Here is a 2,469-nt window from a genome sequence, read left to right on the forward strand (position 1 = left end):
TTCTAATGCTTGAAGCGGCGCGATGAATGGGACGATAATGACAACTCGACGTGCGCCGTTTTGTGCGCCGCTTCGCAGAGAGAGAACAAGTGACGACCACTGCCATCATCACCCATCGTGACTGCCAGTTGCACGACATGGGTTCGCATCACCCGGAATGCCCGCAGCGTTTGACCGCCATCAACGATCACTTGATCGCCCAGGGAATCGACGCCTATTTTGTATACTACGACGCGCCGCTCGCCACCTTTGAACAATTGCTGCGTGTGCATCCCGCGGCCCATCTCGAACGCATCAAGCGCGCCTCACCGGAAATGGGCGTTGTCCATCTCGATCCCGACACGGCGATGAATCCGTACACCTGGCAAGCTGCGCTGCGGGCCGCTGGTTCTGGTTGCTTGGCCGTCGACCTTGTCATGAAGGGTGAAATCGAAAACGGCTTCTGCGCAGTTCGTCCCCCTGGTCATCACTGCGAAAAGACAACACCGATGGGTTTTTGCTTCTTCAACAACGTGGGCGTTGCGGCAAAACATGCCCTCGTCGCCCACGGCCTTGAGCGCGTGGCAATCGTCGATTTTGACGTTCATCACGGCAACGGCACCGAAGACTGCTTCGCCGGTGACGAGCAGGTGCTGATGTGCAGCATCTTCCAGCACCCGTTCTACCCGTATTGCGGTACCGACAAGCCGGCTGCCAACATGTGCAACGTACCGCTCGCTGCGGGGTGTGGCGGCGAGGAATTCCGCGACGCCGTGACGCAAGTGTGGATACCGCGCCTACGTGAATTCAAGCCCCAGATGATCCTCATCTCGGCTGGCTTCGATGCCCACTTCGAGGACGACATGGGCAATCTCAAGTTCCTCGAAAAGGACTATGCCTGGGTCACCGATCAACTCAAGCAACTGGCTGCCGAAATGTGCAACAAGCGCATCGTTTCGATGCTTGAAGGTGGTTACGTGATGACCTCGCTGGCCCGCAGCGTTGGCGCCCATCTGCGTTCGCTGGCTGATCTTTAAGGGCTGTTTTCTTTCAGAAAAAGAACAGGCTGGGGTAAAATCCCGCCCTCTTTTTTATGTTTCCAACGTTTAACCGGACATATCCATGGCGTTGATTGTTCAGAAATACGGCGGCACCTCGGTCGGTAATCCCGAGCGCATCAAGAATGTCGCCAAACGCGTTGCCAAGTTCCAGGCGCAGGGCCATCAAGTGGTCGTCGTCGTTTCAGCAATGAGCGGCGAAACCAACAAGCTGATCGCTCTGGCCAAGGAAGTTCAGGCCAACCCCGATCCGCGCGAGCTGGATGCCATCATGTCCACCGGCGAACAGGTTACCACCGGCCTGCTCTCCATGGCGCTCATGGACATCGGCTGCAAGGCCAAGAGCTATACCGGTGGCCAGGTCAAGGTACTGACTGACAGCACGCATACCAAGGCGCGCATCCTGTCGATCGACGAAGCTAACATGCGGCGCGATCTCGATGCCGGCAATGTGGTCGTCGTCGCCGGCTTTCAGGGCGTCGACGAGCACGGCAACATCACGACGCTTGGCCGTGGCGGTTCCGACACCTCCGGCGTCGCCCTCGCTGCCGCGCTGAAGGCCGACGAGTGCCAGATCTACACCGACGTCGATGGCGTCTACACCACCGACCCGCGCGTCGTGCCCGAAGCCAAAAAGCTCGACACCATCACCTTCGAAGAGATGCTGGAAATGGCCAGCCTCGGCTCCAAGGTGCTGCAGATCCGCTCGGTCGAATTCGCCGGCAAGTACAAGGTCAAACTGCGCGTTCTTTCCAGCTTCCAGGACGAAGGGGAAGGTACGCTGATCACTGTTGAGGAAGACAAGAACATGGAACAACCGATCATCTCCGGTATCGCCTTCAATCGCGACGAGGCCAAGCTGACCATGCTTGGCGTACCGGACAAGCCGGGCATCGCCTACCAGATCCTGGGCGCAATCGCCGATGCCAACATCGACGTCGACATGATCATTCAGAACGTCGGCCATGACAGCACCACCGACTTCTCCTTCACCGTGAACCGCGGCGAATTCGCCAAGGCCAAAGGCATCCTGGAAAAGGTCAAGGCAGAACTCGGTGCTCGCGAAGTGACCGGCGACAACAAGATCTGCAAGGTCTCCGCGGTTGGCGTCGGCATGCGCTCGCATCCGGGCGTCGCTTCCAAGATGTTCAAGGCGCTGGCTGACGAAGGTATCAACATCCAGATGATCTCAACCTCGGAGATCAAGATTTCCGCCGTGCTCGACGAGAAGTATCTGGAACTCGCTGTTCGCGTTCTGCACCGCACTTTCGGTCTCGATCAGTAAGTTTGACCAAAAGGCGCGGAGCCTATATCATCCGCGCCTCGTTGTAGCAGGCAAGGACACGTGGCCGAGTGGTCGAAGGCACACCCCTGCTAAGGGTGCATCCGGGCAAAACCTGGATCCAGGGTTCGAATCCCTGCGTGTCCGCCA

General features: G+C 58.2%; 2 protein-coding genes and 1 tRNA gene. All 3 read left to right on the top strand.

Going from position 1 to position 2,469, the window contains the following annotated elements; translation table 11 throughout:
* The first annotated feature begins 89 nt into the window (after positions 1–89).
* Positions 90–1,016 carry a histone deacetylase family protein gene (locus ADADOO_RS11960; RefSeq protein ID WP_511277730.1) on the top strand — a complete coding sequence of 309 codons (927 nt, stop codon included), beginning with the start codon at positions 90–92 and terminating at the stop codon, positions 1,014–1,016.
* A gap of 85 nt (positions 1,017–1,101) precedes the next feature.
* Positions 1,102–2,322 carry an aspartate kinase gene (locus ADADOO_RS11965; RefSeq protein ID WP_511277731.1) on the top strand — a complete coding sequence of 407 codons (1,221 nt, stop codon included), beginning with the start codon at positions 1,102–1,104 and terminating at the stop codon, positions 2,320–2,322.
* A gap of 54 nt (positions 2,323–2,376) precedes the next feature.
* A tRNA-Ser gene (locus tag ADADOO_RS11970) sits at positions 2,377–2,469 on the top strand.

Source organism: Azonexus sp., assembly GCF_036170495.1.
Classification (GTDB): Bacteria; Pseudomonadota; Gammaproteobacteria; order Burkholderiales; family Rhodocyclaceae; genus Azonexus.